14 protein-coding genes are annotated in these 15155 nt (G+C 68.1%); 5 read left to right on the top strand and 9 right to left on the bottom strand.

Translation table 11 applies throughout. The features are described from left to right. Positions 1–418: 418 nt before the first annotated feature. From tyrS to ACIG5A_RS42215, 6 genes are all read right to left on the bottom strand, one after another. Entirely contained in the window at positions 419–1708 is a 1290-nt protein-coding gene (tyrS, locus tag ACIG5A_RS42240) for a tyrosine--tRNA ligase (protein ID WP_397250959.1), read from the bottom strand. Positions 1709–1937: 229 nt separating this feature from the next. Next, a complete protein-coding gene (locus ACIG5A_RS42235; protein WP_397250957.1) occupies positions 1938–2339 on the bottom strand; it encodes a DoxX family protein in 402 nt (133 codons plus the stop codon). A gap of 113 nt (positions 2340–2452) precedes the next feature. Then, positions 2453–3067 carry a DNA-3-methyladenine glycosylase gene (locus tag ACIG5A_RS42230; protein ID WP_397250955.1) on the bottom strand — a complete coding sequence of 205 codons (615 nt, stop codon included), beginning with the start codon at positions 3065–3067 and terminating at the stop codon, positions 2453–2455. Positions 3068–3089: 22 nt separating this feature from the next. Next, the gene (locus tag ACIG5A_RS42225) at positions 3090–4274 is read right to left on the bottom strand and encodes a low temperature requirement protein A (protein WP_397250953.1); all 1185 of its coding nucleotides are present in this window, start codon (positions 4272–4274) and stop codon (positions 3090–3092) included. Between the two features lie 53 nt (positions 4275–4327). After that, complete coding sequence (locus ACIG5A_RS42220; RefSeq protein WP_397250951.1) at positions 4328–5218, bottom strand: RNA polymerase sigma-70 factor; 891 nt, start codon at positions 5216–5218, stop codon at positions 4328–4330. A gap of 102 nt (positions 5219–5320) precedes the next feature. Further along, the gene (locus ACIG5A_RS42215) at positions 5321–6493 is read right to left on the bottom strand and encodes an NAD(P)/FAD-dependent oxidoreductase (protein ID WP_397250949.1); all 1173 of its coding nucleotides are present in this window, start codon (positions 6491–6493) and stop codon (positions 5321–5323) included. Between the two features lie 359 nt (positions 6494–6852). On the opposite strand from ACIG5A_RS42215, the gene ACIG5A_RS42210 reads away from it, so the two are divergent. The 4 genes from ACIG5A_RS42210 to ACIG5A_RS42195 all read left to right on the top strand — a co-directional run bounded on the left by ACIG5A_RS42210 (position 6853) and on the right by ACIG5A_RS42195 (position 10643). Beyond that, complete coding sequence (locus tag ACIG5A_RS42210) at positions 6853–8397, top strand: multicopper oxidase family protein (protein WP_397250947.1); 1545 nt, start codon at positions 6853–6855, stop codon at positions 8395–8397. A gap of 106 nt (positions 8398–8503) precedes the next feature. Further along, positions 8504–9229, top strand: a complete 726-nt coding sequence (locus ACIG5A_RS42205; protein ID WP_397250945.1) for an ABC transporter ATP-binding protein — start codon at positions 8504–8506, stop codon at positions 9227–9229. Further along, positions 9226–10014 carry an ABC transporter permease gene (locus ACIG5A_RS42200; RefSeq protein WP_397250943.1) on the top strand — a complete coding sequence of 263 codons (789 nt, stop codon included), beginning with the start codon at positions 9226–9228 and terminating at the stop codon, positions 10012–10014. Before ACIG5A_RS42205 ends, ACIG5A_RS42200 begins: the two co-directional genes overlap by 4 nt. After that, positions 10011–10643, top strand: coding sequence for a TetR family transcriptional regulator (locus ACIG5A_RS42195; RefSeq protein WP_397250941.1), 633 nt, complete (start codon positions 10011–10013; stop codon positions 10641–10643). Before ACIG5A_RS42200 ends, ACIG5A_RS42195 begins: the two co-directional genes overlap by 4 nt. Before the next feature lie 29 nt (positions 10644–10672). On the opposite strand, the gene ACIG5A_RS42190 is transcribed toward ACIG5A_RS42195, so the two are convergent. Genes ACIG5A_RS42190 through ACIG5A_RS42180 form a run of 3 tightly spaced genes read right to left on the bottom strand, consistent with a single transcriptional unit; the run spans position 10673 to position 13819 of the window. After that, positions 10673–10894, bottom strand: coding sequence for a Trm112 family protein (locus ACIG5A_RS42190; protein ID WP_397250939.1), 222 nt, complete (start codon positions 10892–10894; stop codon positions 10673–10675). Positions 10895–10925: 31 nt separating this feature from the next. Further along, positions 10926–11435 carry a GtrA family protein gene (locus ACIG5A_RS42185; protein WP_397250937.1) on the bottom strand — a complete coding sequence of 170 codons (510 nt, stop codon included), beginning with the start codon at positions 11433–11435 and terminating at the stop codon, positions 10926–10928. Beyond that, a complete protein-coding gene (locus ACIG5A_RS42180; RefSeq protein ID WP_397250935.1) occupies positions 11432–13819 on the bottom strand; it encodes a hypothetical protein in 2388 nt (795 codons plus the stop codon). Before ACIG5A_RS42180 ends, ACIG5A_RS42185 begins: the two co-directional genes overlap by 4 nt. Before the next feature lie 239 nt (positions 13820–14058). On the opposite strand from ACIG5A_RS42180, the gene ACIG5A_RS42175 reads away from it, so the two are divergent. Then, positions 14059–15099 carry a glycosyltransferase gene (locus tag ACIG5A_RS42175; RefSeq protein ID WP_397251006.1) on the top strand — a complete coding sequence of 347 codons (1041 nt, stop codon included), beginning with the start codon at positions 14059–14061 and terminating at the stop codon, positions 15097–15099. The last annotated feature ends 56 nt before the right edge of the window (positions 15100–15155 follow it).

The raw sequence follows: 15155 nt of genomic DNA, 5'->3' as shown, positions 1-15155 counted from the left end.
ATGTCCAACCTCTACACACGGGGGTATGAGAGGCTAGAACCAATAAATAATTGGCACTGACATTCATCGACACACTATTGAGTTCTCAAAGAACAGGCGCACACGCAGCATCCCCAGTGTCTTACCGGATTGTCTGTGAGGCAACTTTTCCAGCCTAACCGGCCTCTCGGGCGAAGTCAAGTCCGCTCGATCGTCCTGGGTCATGCTGGGTGGCCAGGCGCTCCTCGTCCTACCTCGTTTCCCTGGCCTCTCGGCTCCGGGTCGGTGTCCGTGTCGCTCTGACCTGGAATAAGTTACGTGCCGGGAAACGCTACGTCAAATCGCCTGGACAGCGTGGCGTTTCCCGAGGTAGAGGGATCGGCGGCGGCCGCTCGGCGGGCTCGGATCACCGGAATGTGACCCGAGCCACCAAGATCTTTTATTCGCCCGCCCTGCGCACGCCGGCGAAATTGCGCTTACCGCGACGAAGCACCAGCCAGCTGCCGTGCAGGAAGTCGGCGTCGGCGGGCGTCCATTCCAGATCGGAGATCCGCTCGTTGTTCACCGACGCACCGCCCTCGTTCACCGCGCGCCGCGCCGCGGCCCGGCTTTCCGACAGCCCGGTCGCGACGAGCAGATCGACGATCGTGCTCTGCTCCCCCGGGCCGATCTGCGCGACCGCGCCGTCGACGGCGGCTTCGCGCAGCGCGGCGCCGAGCGTCGGCTCGTCCAGATCGCGCAGTTCACCGCGACCGAACAGCGCCTGACTGGCCAGCTGCACCGCGGCGGTGTTGGCCTCGCCGTGCACCAGGGTGGTCATCTCGGCGGCCAGGCGGCGCTGCGCCTCCCGCGCGTGCGGGCGCTCAACCGTCGCCTTTTCCAGCTCGTCGAGTTCCTCGCGGGTCAGGAAGGTGAACCAGCGCAGGTAGCGGACGACATCGGCGTCGGCGGTGTTCACGAAGTACTGGTACCAGGCGTAGGGGCTGGTCATCTCCGGGTCGAGCCACAGACTGCCGCCGCCGGTGGACTTGCCGAACTTCTTGCCGTCGGCCGAGGTCACCAGCGGAACGGTCAGTGCGTGCACCGATTCGCCGTCCACGCGCCGGTTGAGCTCGACGCCCGCGATGATGTTGCCCCACTGATCGGACCCGCCGACCTGCAGGCGGCAGCCGTAGTTGCGGCGCAGCTGCAGGTAGTCGTTGGCCTGCAGCAGCATGTAGCTGAACTCGGTGTAGGAGATGCCCTCACCGTCGAGGCGCCGCTTGATGGTGTCGCGGGCCAGCATGACGTTCACCGAGAAGTGCTTGCCGATATCGCGCAGGAAGTCCACGGTGGACAGCTGCCCGGTCCAGTCCATGTTGTTGGCGATCACCGCACCGGTGGGCGAATCGTCGAGATCGACGAACCGCTCCAGCTGTCCACGGATGCGCTGGGCCCACTCGGCGACAGTGTCGGTGGAATTCATCGAACGCTCGCCGACATCGCGCGGATCGCCGATGAGACCGGTCGCGCCGCCCGCGAGCACAACCGGCCGGTGGCCCGCGCGCTGGAAACGCCGCAGCGCGAGCAGCGGAACGAGGTGGCCCGCGTGCAGGCTCGCCGCGGTGGGATCGAATCCGGCATACAACGTCAGCGGCCCCTCGGCCACCGCGGCACGCAGGGCTTCCAGGTCGGTGGACTGCGCGATCAGTCCGCGCCAGGTCAGTTCGTCGATAATGTCGCCGGTCACGCTGCCTATCTTTCCGCACTGATGTTGATGGACGATGCGCGGCTCAGTGTGGCCGCCGCACCCGGCCGTGGTCGAGCGGTTTTCGGCGCCCGCACACCGAAACGACAGCGCGCCCGAAACGGGGTGCACGCCTTGAACGCCTGGTGCGCGAACCGACCGCGGCTACCGGCAACACCTCGGCGATCGACGGACCGCAGGCCGCCGATCGCCGAGGGACTATCGAGTTGTTTCAGCGAAGACGCAGCGAGGTGATGGTGTCGCGACGCTCGTAGGCGATCCAGGCGAAGACGACGGCCAGCGCCAGCGGGAACAAGGCTCCCACCGCCGCGGTATCGAGCAGGAACACCACCGTGGCGGCGGCAAGCACCATGGTGATCGCGAGCCCGGCTGCGGCCAGTCCGCTCAACCGCGGCACCATCAGGCCGATGCCGCCCGCGGTTTCCACCACGCCGGTGAAGTAGCGGAACCAGTCGCCCCAGCCGATCTCGTCGAAGATCCGCACGGCGTCTTCCTGACCGAACAGCTTCGGCAGGCCGGAGAAGATGATGAAGAACAGTCCGAGCAGGATCTGCAGGGTCCACAGCGCGATGTTGAGCTTCTTGCCGGGGCGGGCGGGGGTGGTGGCGGTCATGATGTCTTTCCTTCAGGGGCGGTGGCGCCGTCGGTAGCGCCTTCACCTGATAAGACGGTGCCGCCCCTGGTAACTCATCGCCGACGGCGAGAGGAGTTCGCTATCGATCCAGATCAGGCGGCCGGGCGCGGCGCACGCGGGCTGCGTTTGTAGGCCGAGACCGCGGGCGAGTCAGGCAGCCAGAACCGCCACGGCACCTCGACGGCGGTGCTGATCCCGACGCGCGGGCCGTGCGCGATCGCGCCGGCGGGCGCGGCGCCGTTCAGCTCCAGCCGGATCGGCGCGGACGGATCGAACAGCTCGGTTCCGTAGTCCGCCAACGTGATTCCCAGCGCGCTGCCGAGATTGCCCGGCCCCCTTGCCAAGTCGGCGTCGCTGCGCGCGGCGGGCCGCCGTGACCGCGCCACGTCCAGCCCGGCCACCACCTCACCGGAGCGGATCAGCACCGCACTCGCCGTACCGTCCGGCCCACTGGTCACGTTGACGCAGGTGTGCATGCCGTAGCTGAGGTACACGTACAGCACCCCGGCGGGCCCGAACATCACCGCGTTGCGCTTGGTCGGCCCGCGGCCGGAATGCGAGGCCGGGTCCGGCCACGGCCCGCTCGGATCGCCGCCGTAGGCCTCTACCTCGACGATCCGGACCGCCACCGGTCCGGACCACAGTGTCGCGCCGAGCAGGCGGCGGGCGGCGGCGGGCGGTTCTATCGCGAGTTCGTCGACGGGCACACGGCCATTGTTCCCGAGCCCGCTACTTCGTCCGCCGCGGCCGGATCAGCTGCGGCTGCGGCAGGTAGGCGCTGCGCTCGTCGGCGCGCAGCGCGGTGAGGTCGTCGATGATGACCGCCGCGTAGGCGAGCGCGACGAGCGCGGCGAGCTGACCCCACGCGACCCAGTACACCCCGATCGGGATGGTCGCGCTCACCGCGACGGCGGCGATCAGCCGCGACCACGGCCGCGGCAGCCGCAACGCGCGCCGGAAGAAGAACTGGCCGAGGAAATACAGGCTGACACCGCCGGACAGCGCCGCCGCCGTGGCGACCGAGGCCGCTTCGCTGCCGTGCGCGATGCTCATCTTGATGCCCGCCGCGGTCACGATGATGCCGATCAGCAGCGGATACAGCGCATAGTCGTAGCCGAGCACGGCGGGCGTCGACCGTTGCGGCCCAGGCAGCGCCGCGAGCGCGTGCTCGCCGCGCTCGTCGTCCATCCCGAAGTACGCCCACCACAGCACATAGGCCAGGGCGAGCCCGAGCGCGACATGGGCGACCAGCGGCACGGTGATCTTCTCCCCCGCCAGGCCGACGCCGATGGCCACGATGGATTCACCGAGCGCGACGATGATGACCAGACCGTGCCGCTCGCAGAAATGGCTGGCCCTGACGACGAATCCACCGGTGTCGATCAGATACGGGCTGATGATCTGCATCGCGAAAGCGCCACCCCAGCACACGTATTGGACCCATCCGTGGGTGAAGCCGCCCGCGAGCACCAGCGCGGCCGAGACCGCGTTGAACGGCGCGAGCCGTTTGACCGCCCGCGTCGCCGACTCCCCGCCGCTGACCGCGAACAACACCATGTGCACGATGTTCACCAGTACATACGCGAGACCGAAGGCCAGTCCGGTGCCGTGGAACGCGTCCGGGATGGCCAGTGCGAGCACGAAGAATCCGAACATGCCGATCAGCAGCAGGGTGCGCCTGCCCGAGCTGGTCGGCGCGACCTCGTTGGTCAGCCAGACATACCCGCTGTACATCCACCAGATCACCCCGAACAGCAGTGCGACCTGCCCGAACGACTCCCAGCCCGGATGGTGGGTGAAGACGTGCGTGAGCTGGGTGATGGTGAAGACGAAGACGAGGTCGAAGAACAGCTCCAGTGTCGAAGCCCGTACCTGTCCGCCGTCGGCGGAGGGTTCCGCGTTCTGCTTGGCCACGGCAGGAGCCTAGAGGCAGGAACCCGCACCACCCGCATACCGCCCAGTACTTTTCACCCGATCGAGTCGGTACCGATATACAAACCCCTGAGCTTGTTCGGGTTGACCTGAAAGCGCAGGTTCTGGATGCGGCCGTCGACGATGTCGTAGGTGAACGCGGCGCCGGGATTGCCGCCGATGAGCGCCAGCGCGCCGAGCTCGCCGTTGATGTACGCGGGTTCCAGGGTGAAGCCCGCCGAAACGGGTTTGGCCAGCACACCGAGGATCCACCGGGCGACATGGTCAGGGCTGTGCAGCGGGCGCCGGGCCGCGGTGACCACGCCGCCACCGTCGGACCAACAGGTGACGTCGGGTGCGAGCAGACCCATCAGCGCGTTGAGGTCACCGCCGGAGCACGCGGCCATGAATTGCGCGGTGACGTGCTCGCGTTCGGTCTTGTCGGTGTCGAAGCGCGGGCGCCGCGCCTGCACGTGCTGCTTGGCGCGGTGCGCGATCTGGCGGACGGTCGGCTCCGATTTGCCCAGGGTGTCGGCGATTTCGGCGTGGGTGTAGCCGAATACCTCGCGCAGCAGGAAGACCGCGCGTTCGACGGGGTTCAGTGTTTCCAGCACGACGAGCATCGCGGTGGAGACGGTGTCGGCCAACTCGGTCTCCTCGGCGATCGCGGGTGAGGTCAGCAGCGGCTCGGGAAGCCAAGGGCCGATATAGGTTTCGCGGGTCACCTTGGCGGAGGTGAGCCGGTTCAGCGAGAGGTTGGTGACGGTGCGCACTAGATAGGCCTTGGGATGCTCGACCTTGGTCTGGTCGGTGTCGTGCCACTTCAGCCAGGCGTCCTGGAGGATATCCTCGGCATCGGTGACGGTGCCCAGCATCCGATAGGCGGTCGCGAAGAGCAGCCGCCGGTGTTCCAGAAACGGATCTTGCGTGGGCTTTTCGTCGAGCATGGACACATGCTCCTCAATCGGGGAACGGATGGGAAATCAATTACCCACCCGCCCCTCCGGTCATTTCTCACCGAGGGGCGGGCGGGTGATCCGGCCCGGTCCTCACGCGGTGACGCGGGTCGCGCGGCCGCCCTTGGACAGCTGGGCCGAAACCGTCATCTTCTTGCTGAGCTTCATGCTCGGCACCGGGCTGCTGCTGACGGCCTGCTTGTACATGACCGCCGCGCGCCCGGTCAGGTAGAACCGGCCAGGGGTGTCGTCGGCCTTGGTGAACTGGATGACCGCATCCTTGCGGCCCAGGCTCACCGGCTGGTGGAAGTAGCCGAACCGGAACGGCTCGACCGCCTTGCCGCGCAGCTGCCGCGCGAGCGCGTCTGCGGTGTAGGCGGCGGTCGGCATGCCCGATTGGCAGGTGCCGTGGATCTGTCCCCAGGCCTGGCGCACCGCGGCGGCGTCGCCGATGGCGCGAATGCTGGGGTGCGACACCGACTTCAGCGTCGGGTCGACCACGATCAGCCCGCGCGCGTCGGTCTCGATGCCCGCCTGCGTGGCCAGCGGCGAGACGCGCACGCCGGTGGTCCACAGGGTCAGGTCGGCGGGCACTCGCTCGCCGGTGGCCAGTTCGACCGCGTCCGGCAGCACCTTGGTGATGGTCGCGCCGACCGTGCGGACGATGCCGAGCCGGTCCATCGCCTTGTTCAGGTAGGCGCGCGCCTTGTCGCCCATCATCGAACCGGGTTCGCCGCTGCTGATCAGGGTGACCGTCAATCCCGGGTGGCTCTCGGCGATCTCGGTCGCGGCCTCGATCCCGGTGAGGCCGCCGCCACAGACCGCGACGTTGCCGCCCTCGGCCGCGACCACCGCGAGCCGCTCGGCGAAGCGGTGTGCCTTGCGCGGGTCGTTGAGTGTCCAGGCGTGGTCGGCGGCGCCGGGCACGATGCTGGTGTCGGTGCCGCTGCCGAGCGCGTAGATCAGTTCGTCGTAGGCCAGCGCGGCGCCGCCGTCGAGGGTGACGATCCGCGCCTCCGGGTCGATGGCGGTGGCCGTGCCCTGGACGAATTCGACGCCCGAGCCGTCGAGGATTTCCGGGATCCGGTGGTCGGCCAGTTCCTGGCCCGCCGCGATCTGGTGCATGCGCAGCCGCTCGGTGAACCGGGCCGACGGGTTGACCAGCGTGATGTGGACGTCGAGCTTGCGGGTCCGCCGAGCGAGCCGGACCGCGGCGAGCATGCCGGTGTAGCCGGCGCCGAGGACGACGATGCGGGTGGTGTCCATGATCTTCTCCGATGGTCGGTATCACCGGGGTTGGTGATGTCCATGGGACAGACAGGCGCCACAGGACGTGACAGTCATGCGACGTGACGCCGATCACACCCCGGAACCTCGGTGATCGCGAGGACCGGCACCCTGAGACCGTCGGCGACTCGGCCAAGGGTGCCTATGACAACGAAAACATCCATGCCGACGGCGAATTCGACCGGTAACGGGCAACGTAGCCGCACTGGCGGCCGTTTTCCCTCGGGACGAACAACCGCGGACGTCGAACCCCCTGGGTGAACGACGCCGCGGAACCAGGGACCGAATGGGGATGCTCCCTGATGTGCCCAGGCAGCGGGCATTTCTACGGTCATGGCATGTCTTCGGTTTCCCGGCCGCACAAGTGGCGGCGGCGCCTGCTCATCGCGGTGCCCACATTTCTGGTCGTACTGATTCTCCTCATCGGCGGCTTGTTCACCTGGGCGTATGTCGGAGCGACCGTATCCACGGTCGGCAGTACGGAATTCACGAACCCGCTGGCCATCCCACCGCTGGCGGATTCGCAGGTGCGCCCGGACGGCACGCGGGTGTTCGAGCTCGATATGCGGGTGGGGCGCAAAGAGTTCCGGCCGGGACAGCAGACCGATACCTGGGGCTTCAACGGCGACTATCTCGGGCCGACGCTGCGCGCCAAACGCGGCGAGAAGGTGGAAGTCCTTGTGCGCAACGGCCTTCCGGAGGCATCGACGGTGCACTGGCACGGCATGCACCTGCCCGCGTCGCAGGACGGCGGGCCACATCAGATGGTCGCGGCGGGCGCGAGCTGGACGCCGCGGTGGACCATCGATCAACCCGCCGCCTCGCTCTGGTATCACCCGCATCCGCACGGGGTGACCGAGCAGCACGTGCGGCGCGGGCTGGCCGGTATGTTCCTGCTCGACGACGACGTGTCCGAATCACTGCCGCTACCGAAGAATTACGGCGTCGACGATCTACCGGTGATCGTGCAGGACGTGAAGTTCCGCGGCGGCCAGCTGGACAGCTCGCACGGAATCTTCCGTGACGTCGGCTTTCTCGGCGATCAGACGATGGTCAACGGTACGCTGTCGCCGTATCGCGAGGTCGGCGACGAACTGATCCGGCTGCGGTTGCTCAACGCCTCCACCGCGCGCACCTACACCTTCGGCTTCGCCGACGACCGCGCCTTCTCGTTGATCGCGACCGACGGCGGCTTCACCGAACGGCCCATCGCACTGAACCGTCTGCGCATGTCACCCGGCGAACGAGCCGAGATCGTGGTGCGCATGCGCGCGGGCGAGCGCACGGTGTTGCGCGGCTATCCGGTCGAGGCCGGGCTCGATTTCTGGAACCAGCGATTCAGCGGCGGCGACGACACATTCGACATCCTGCAGCTGCGCGCCGCCGAAAAGCTCCGTCCCGCAACCGAACTCCCTCCGACGCTGGCCACACCGGAGACGCCGGACGGCTCGGATTCGGTGAAGGAGCGGCGCTTCGAGCTGAATCTCAGTGGTATCAACGGGACTCCGATGAAGATGGACCGCATCGATATGACGGTGACCCGCGGCACCGCCGAAACCTGGGTGGTGCGCAACGACGACGGCATGCCGCACAACTTCCACGTCCACGACGTCCAGTTCCGCGTGCTCACGGTGGACGGCGCAGCACCGCCGCCCGAGCTGACCGGGCCGAAGGACACCGTATTCGTCCCGCCGAACGGCACGGTCACCCTCGCGATGCGCTTCACCGGCCCGGCCGATCCGAACTCGCCGTACATGTATCACTGCCACCTGCTCTGGCACGAGGACCAGGGCATGATGGGTCAGTTTGTGGTGGTGGAGCCGGGGCAGAGCGCGGGGCAGCCGCCGCCGAGCGAACCGGCACAGCACCGGAAGCACCACTGACAGCCAGCGAGTATCGCGGCGACACGCGGGCAGGGCTTGTCGACACGACCCGGTCGCGCTAAATTCATCACACAGTGAATTCAACACTCGATGAATTGAGGCGACCATGTCGCAACCCTCTCCCGCGGTCGATGTACGGCATCTGACCGTGCGCCGCGGCGGCCGTGAAGTACTGCACGACGTTTCGCTGACCATCCCGCGCGGTTCGATCACCGGCCTGCTCGGCCCGTCCGGCTGCGGCAAGACCACCCTGATGCGCAGCATCGTCGGCACCCAGATCGTGGCTTCCGGCGAAATCGACGCGCTCGGCCTGCCCGCGGGCAGCGCCGAGCTGCGCCGCCGCATCGGCTACGTCACCCAGGCGCCGAGCATCTACAACGACATCAGCATCCGCGAGAACGTCGCCTACTACGCCGCGCTCTACGGCCGCGACCACACCGCCACCGCGGAGGCCATCGCCGCGGTCGGCCTGCTCGACTACGCCACCCAGCGCGGCGACGAACTCTCCGGCGGCCAGAAGACCCGCGCCTCACTGGCCTGCGCCCTGGTCGCCCAGCCCGAGCTGCTCATCCTGGACGAGCCGACCGTCGGCCTCGATCCGGTACTGCGCGTTGACCTTTGGCGGCAATTCCGCCAGCTGGCCGCCGCCGGAACGACATTGGTGGTGTCCAGCCACGTAATGGACGAGGCCGAACACTGCGACCGGCTGCTGCTCATGCGCGACGGCCACCTGCTCGCCCAGCTCAGCCCCGACGAGCTGCGCGAAACCACCGGCGAGCAGAACCTCGAACACGCCTTCCTCGCCCTGATCACGTTGGGACACGCAGCATGACCACCACACTCGCCCCGCGTCGCGCCTTCACCCTGCGGCCCTATCTGGCGACCACCGGCCGCATCCTGCGCCAGCTGCGCAACGACCACCGCACCGTCGCCATGATCCTGGTGGTCCCCGCCCTGCTGATGGCGCTGCTCTACTTCATCTACAAGGACACACCGACCAATCCGCTCAACCCAGTATCGCTGTTCGACCGGGTCGGCATCACCATGCTCGGCATCCTGCCGTTCATCGTGATGTTCCTGATCACCGCCATCGCCATGCAGCGCGAGCGCACCTCGGGCACGCTGGAGCGCCTGCTCACCACCCCGCTGGCCAAACTCGATCTGCTCGCGGGCTACGGCACCGCCTTCTCGGTGGCCGCCGCCGCGCAGGCCGCGGTCGCCTGCCTGGTCGCCTTCGGGCTGCTCGGCCTGAACGCGGCGGGCAGTCCGGGCTGGGTGGTGCTGATCGCGATGATCGACGCGATCTGCGGTGTCGCGCTCGGGCTGCTGGCAAGCGCCTTCGCGCGCACCGAATTCCAGGCGGTGCAGTTCATGCCCGTGGTGGTCGCGCCGCAGATCTTCCTGTGCGGCTTGCTCGTTCCGCGTGGACAGCTGCCTGGCTGGCTGGAGGCGATCAGCAATGTGCTGCCGCTGAGCTACGCGGTCGAGGCGCTGGAACAGGTCTCGGTCCATCCCTCGCCGACCGGAACGATGTGGCGCGATCTGGCCGTGGTCGCCGGATTCGCTATCGTCGCATTGTGTCTCGGAGCGGCAACCCTACGACGGCGGACGCCGTGAACCCAGCGGAAGAGGACGATGCGGCCGATCGACCGGCGCGCACCGGACGCAGGCCCGGCCAGTCGAAAGCCCGCGAGGCAATCCTGGCCGCGGCCCGAATCCGGTTCGCCGAGAACGGATTCGACAAGACCTCCATCCGCGCCGTCGCCACCGACGCCAGCGTCGATCCGGCGCTGGTACATCACTACTTCGGCACCAAGCAGCAATTGTTCGCCGCGGTGGTCGAACTGCCGGTCGACCCGGATCTCACCCTCGGCCTGATCGACGCCGCACCGCTGGAGCGGCTCGGCGAGGCCATCGTGACCGCCGTTGTCGGCGTGTGGGATTCGCCCGCCGGGCCGGGCATCGTCGCGGCGGTGCGCACCATCATCGCCAGCGGCGACATGTCGCTGGCCCGCACCTTCCTGCTCGATGTCGTGCTGGAGCGGATACGGCAGCGGATCGCGACACCGCAGGACGACGGCAGGGTCAGGATAGGGCTGGTCGCCTCGCAGATGGCCGGACTTCTGGTGACCCGCATGATCATCGGCGTCGAACCGGTCGCGTCCATGCCGCTGCCCGAACTGGCCGCCGCGATCGGCCCGACGCTACAGCGCTATCTCACCGGCGAGATCGATCGACCGGCCTGATCAGGCCGGGTAGTTCAGGCCGAGGCGGTTCAGGCCCCTGCGGTGAACGCCGCGTGCTCGGCCTCGCCGACCTCGCGTGCGTCGTCGATCAGCAGCACCGGGATGCCGTTCTCGATCGGGTAGGCCCGGCGCAACCGCGGGTTGTAGAGCTCGCTGTTGCCCGCGCTGTCCACGACCAGCTGCAACGGCCCCTTGTCCTGCGGGCAGGCGAGCAGGCTCAGCAGCGTGGCGTCCAGAGTGGTTTCCGACATGGCCGATAACCTACCCGCTGCCTGCCCGCGCCTACCGCGCCGGGTTGCGCCGGAACGAGATGTGCCGATGCCCGAAGAAACTCGCGATCGCGACCAAGCCCATCACCACCACCGTGGCAGGCTTGTCCGGAAAGTGCCCGACCTTGACCGCCAGCTCGAGCAGCACGCTGTTCAGCAGCAGCCCAACGGAATTCACCGCGACGAAGCCGAGGAAATCGCGCAGCACGTGCCCGCGCACCCGGAACACCAGCGTGCGATGCAGGACGAACGCGATCGGGATGCTGACGCAGTAGGCGGCGACCACCGCGACCGCAGGCGACACCCGATCACCGAGCACCGTCAGCCAGCCGACGGTGAGCGCCATACCCAGCAGGGTGTTCAATCCGCCGACGACCGCGAACGCCAATTCCTGGCGCCGCACCAGCCGCAACAGCGGGCCGGGATCCTGCTGTCCCGCAGCGACGCTCGTCGACTCCACCGGCTCGGCGGCCGTCGGGTCATCGGCATTCGCGCTCACCGAGTTCGCCGCCCCCGCCGTCACCGGGTCGCGTCCGCCAGATCGGGCTGCGGCGTCGGGGTGTCCTCGTGTGCGGGTCCACCGGCCGGACCGCCGCCGCCGTCGTCGCGCCGCCGCGAGCGCAGGTATGCCCACTGCAACAGCCCGGCGCCCGCGATACCGGCGAGAATGGCCGCGCCACCGATCTTCCAGCCCGGCGGACGCCAGGTCAGCTCCAGCTCACCGTTCTTGGTGCCCGCCGGGATATCCACCGCGACAAAAGTTTTCGCGACCACCCTGAACGGGACCTCCCGGCCGTCGAGCGTCGCGCGGTAGCCGGGCCAGCCGAGCCGCGCGAACACCACGCGCCCGCCGCTGTCCGAATTCACCCGCACCGTGCTGGTCATATCGGATTCCGACAGCGAAGTAGCGGTGACCTCCCGCGTATCGGAGACCCGGCCGTTGCGCGCGGAGATCAGCCCGTCGGTGCGCTCCAGCACCCAGATGAACCTCTCGTGCCCCGGATAGTCCACCCACTTCCAGCCCTCGGGCGCGGGCTGATTACCCGCGTCCGGGTAGAGCGCGCGCTGCAGCACCACTCGGTCGACCTTCATCAGGTCCACGATGGTGCGCCCGGTACTCGGCTCGACGGCGAACGCCCGCCGGAACGCATCGGGGCAGACGCTGGTGTCCCAGCGCATGCACAGCATGTCGCCGAACCAGTAGTGCCCGTTGGGGGTATAGCCGCTGACGTAGGTCAGCTCGAGATCCTTGGCGTAGTTGCCGAAGACGAGCGAGCCGTACGCGCCGTCGAGGCTCTTGTCCTGCGGCTGGATCAGCGCCCGATCCGCGAGCTGCAGCGTGGTGCCCGCGAAGCGCGGGAACTTCGCCTTCATTTCCGCGCGATCGCCGGGTAGGTTCCAGCTCATCGGCGTCGGCTGCACCGCCTTCACCTGGAGGTAGGCGATCGGCACGATCGAGACGATCACCAGCGCACACGCGGCGGCGGTGCCCTTCATCCGGCCGAGGCGCACCATTTCGGCGGCGAGCACCGCGAGGCACAGCGCCGCGAGCACATGCCAGACCAGATCGCGCGGCGCCGCGGAATACGACCGCGCCAGCAGCAGTCCGATCAGCACCGCGCACGCGATCGCGCGGTGGCGCCAGTCGTCGAAGGTGCCGTATCGGCGACCGAGGGCACGCACCAGCAGCCGGGGTCCGAACGCCAGCCACGACAACGGCCCGGTCGGCTTGGCCAGCGGACCGACGACGCCGGGTCCGACGAGGCCACGCTCGCGCCACTGCGCGAAAATGCTGTAGCGGCCGAGCAATACGCACACGAGCACGAGCAGCCCGATCGCCACCATCGGCAGCACGCGAGCGGGCCAGCGCAGCGGACCGATGGTGCCCGGCCCGGCCGTCCACATCAGCCCCGCGATGGCGAACAGCGCGGGCGCGGTGAATTCCTGCCAGTTCTCCCGCGCCCTGCGCCAGTCGACGAAGGCGAGCGCCGGAATGAGGAACCAGGCGATGTAGACCACCGGCAGCGGCTGCACATACCCCCACCACGAACTGAACGCGGGCATGGTGCTCGGCAGGCTCGCGTTCAGCGATTCCGACCACGGCACGGTGAGGAATTGATCGTTGTTGATCTGCGCGGTACCGCGCCAGGTCACCTTCGCCGACAGCATGCTCGGCAGATAGGTGGCCGCGCCGGCGAGGGCCGCGAGGCCGGCGACGACGAGCAGCCGCAGCGAGGGCGCCCACTCCTTCTGGTAGACCAGCTCGCCGATCGCCACCGCGGCGATCATGATCCCGGATTCGACGGCCGGGAAGATGTACTGCACCGAGATGGCCAGATACAGGAAGACGAAGGTCGGAATCGGCCCGCTGCGCCCGCGGGCGTAGCGCACACCGGAGGCCCAGGCGTGCACCATCCACGCGGTGCCGGTGAACGCGGTCATCCAGCTGGCCTCGTCGAAGAACAGCAGCCAGCCGGTGAACGGGATGGCGACGCCGGCGACCGCGGCCCACGGCGCCTTGGCGCCGTACTCCAGGCAGATTCGGTAGACGCCGAGCCCGAGGATGATCGCGAAGATCAGCTTCACCACGGTGGCGTAGAGCACCAGGTTGTCGACCGAGGGCGCGATCAGATCGATCAGCAGCTGCGGCGGGTTGAGCAGCCCCGCCTCCTCGATCGCGTAATTGCCCGCCATCCAGTGCTCGGGAACCAGCGCGGGGACCTTGCCCTCGCGCAGGTATCGTCCGAGCATCACCCACAGCGGGGCATACTGCGACTCGGTGTCGTCGGTATAGAAATGCCGCACGTTGGCGAGCAGAACCGCGAGATAGCCCGCAACCACGCCGAGTGCGGTAACGATGCCCCACTTGTAGGTATCCCGCAGGCCGGGGGTTCTACTTTCCGCCACGAGTTCCAGACCCTACAGGGCTGCTGGAGGGATGGCACCGCCCGAGCCACGCGCTCAAAGCGGTCGCCGGTGCGTGTTAGAGTTCACGACGGCTAGGGCTCAGCCAATCAGCGACGAGTTCCGGCACATACCGTCATCGAAAGTCGATCTCGCTAATGCCGATTCCTTCCGCGCGCACGCCCCGGCACGTCCCGGGCGCGTCGAACGCGCACGCACAGTCCAACGGCTTCCACCACCGGGTGCATTCGGTCTCCGTGGTGGTCCCCGTCTATCGCGGCGAGCAGACGATCACCGCGCTCGTCGAGGAACTGGACCGGCTCGCCGGGCCGAACACCACGCCCGACGGGACGATGTTCGCCGTCGACGAGATCATCCTCGTGCACGACAACGGTCCCGACCGCTCCGATGTGGTGCTGCGCGAACTCGAGCGGCGCCACCCGCAGGTGCGCGCGGTGTGGCTCAGCCGCAACTTCGGCCAGGACGCCGCGACCATCGCGGGTATGGCGGCCGCGCGCGGCGAGTGGATCGTCACCATGGACGAGGACGGCCAGCACGATCCGGCCTTCATCGCGCACTTCCTGGACGCGGCGCTGAACGAGCGCGCCGACCTGGTCTACTCCAAGCCGAGCAACACCCGCCCGCACGGATTCCTGCGCAACCTCACCTCGCGCGGCGCGAAGCTGGTGCTCGCCACGCTGTTCGCCTTCCCGGATTCGACAAGGTTCGAAAGCTTCCGGCTGATCCGCGGCGATATCGGCCGCCAGCTCGCCGAGGTCGCGGCCAACGGCGCCTACCTCGACGTCGCGCTGACCTGGGTGGTCGGCAACACCATCTCGGTGCCGGTGGTGCTGCGCGCCGAGGGCCGCGACGAATCCGGCTACAACTACCGGCGGCTGTTCTCGCTGTTCTGGAAGATGGTGCTGTGCAGCGGAACCCGCGGCCTGCGGGTGGTGAGCCTGCTCGGCGTGAGCCTCGCGCTCGGCGGCCTGATCATGGCCGCGGTGATCATCTACCAGAAGCTGGCGGGTCACAACAACGATCCAGAGGGCTGGGCCTCCATGATCGTCGTGCTGCTGCTCTGCTCCGGCGCGACGCTGTTCTCACTCGGCCTGATCGCCGAGTATCTCGGTGTGGCGCTGCACATTCTGGTCGGCAAGCCGCTGTACCTCACGGTGGATTCGCCGACGCCGCGGCCGGATAACATCGAGGCGCCGGAACATTCCGATCCGATCAGCGCCGCGGTACCGGCAACCGCGGCCGAGAAGGGGCAGCGAGCATGAGCGGTCAAGCGCGGAGGAGGCAGCGCAGCGTAACCACGCAGCGCTGCGCTCATGCT

This window comes from Nocardia sp. NPDC052566 (assembly GCF_044547285.1).
Lineage (GTDB): Bacteria > Actinomycetota > Actinomycetes > Mycobacteriales > Mycobacteriaceae > Nocardia.
Note: the sequence above shows the minus strand (reverse complement) of the source record. Positions and strands in the feature narration are given on the sequence as shown.

What these genes read in the sequence shown, in the direction of transcription:
- ACIG5A_RS42235 (WP_397250957.1), bottom strand. Translation starts at nt 2,339, where the DNA reads ATGACCGCCACCACCCCCGCCCGCCCCGGCAAGAAGCTCAACATCGCG.
- ACIG5A_RS42220 (WP_397250951.1), bottom strand. Translation starts at nt 5,218, where the DNA reads ATGCTCGACGAAAAGCCCACGCAAGATCCGTTTCTGGAACACCGGCGG.
- ACIG5A_RS42215 (WP_397250949.1), bottom strand. Translation starts at nt 6,493, where the DNA reads ATGGACACCACCCGCATCGTCGTCCTCGGCGCCGGCTACACCGGCATG.
- ACIG5A_RS42210 (WP_397250947.1), top strand. Translation starts at nt 6,853, where the DNA reads ATGTCTTCGGTTTCCCGGCCGCACAAGTGGCGGCGGCGCCTGCTCATC.
- ACIG5A_RS42205 (WP_397250945.1), top strand. Translation starts at nt 8,504, where the DNA reads ATGTCGCAACCCTCTCCCGCGGTCGATGTACGGCATCTGACCGTGCGC.
- ACIG5A_RS42200 (WP_397250943.1), top strand. Translation starts at nt 9,226, where the DNA reads ATGACCACCACACTCGCCCCGCGTCGCGCCTTCACCCTGCGGCCCTAT.
- ACIG5A_RS42190 (WP_397250939.1), bottom strand. Translation starts at nt 10,894, where the DNA reads ATGTCGGAAACCACTCTGGACGCCACGCTGCTGAGCCTGCTCGCCTGC.